Annotated in this window: 1 protein-coding gene; it reads left to right on the top strand. The window is 39.2% G+C overall.

Annotated elements, in window-relative coordinates; genetic code table 11:
* A partial coding sequence (locus tag ACVC43_RS00180; RefSeq protein WP_452222552.1) for a DUF7507 domain-containing protein occupies positions 1-702 on the top strand: 702 nt, incomplete at both ends.

The raw sequence follows: 702 nt of genomic DNA, 5'->3' as shown, positions 1-702 counted from the left end.
GCTGGTAACATTACCAACAACGTTACTGTTGATGGTCTTGAACCAGACGGAACAACGCCTGTGCAAGCAACAGACACTTACATAATTGATGCTAATAATACAGACGTTACACTTTGTGACGATGGTAGTATTAATATCGTGAAGGCAGCTTCTTCTACAACTAATGATTGTATTGCTGCTGGTGACTTAGTGACTTATACTTTCACAGTAACCAATACTGGTGCCGTATCAATCAATTCAATCACAATTACTGATGATTTACTTGGTGGAAACATTACTGCTACGCTTACACTTGCTGGTGATACTAACAATGATGGTTTATTAGATCCTACTGAAACGTGGGTATTCACTGCGCCAGATTACACAGTAACACAAACAGATGTTGATGCTGGTAACATTACCAACAACGTTACTGTTGATGGTCTTGAACCAGACGGAACAACGCCTGTGCAAGCAACAGATACTTACATTATTGATGCTAATAATCCAGACGTTACACTTTGTGACGATGGTAGTATTAATGTGGTTAAGTCTGCTTCTACTGCAACTAACGAATGTGTGGCTGCTGGTGATGCTGTAACTTATACCTTCACTGTAACAAACACTGGTGCTGTATCTATTAATTCAATCACAATTACAGATGATTTACTTGGTGGAAACATTACTGCTACGCTTACACTTGCTGGTGATACTAACAATGAT

Source organism: Lacinutrix chionoecetis, from assembly GCF_053604665.1.
The sequence above is the reverse complement of the archived record's forward strand: the minus strand, read 5'-3'. Positions and strand labels throughout refer to the sequence as shown.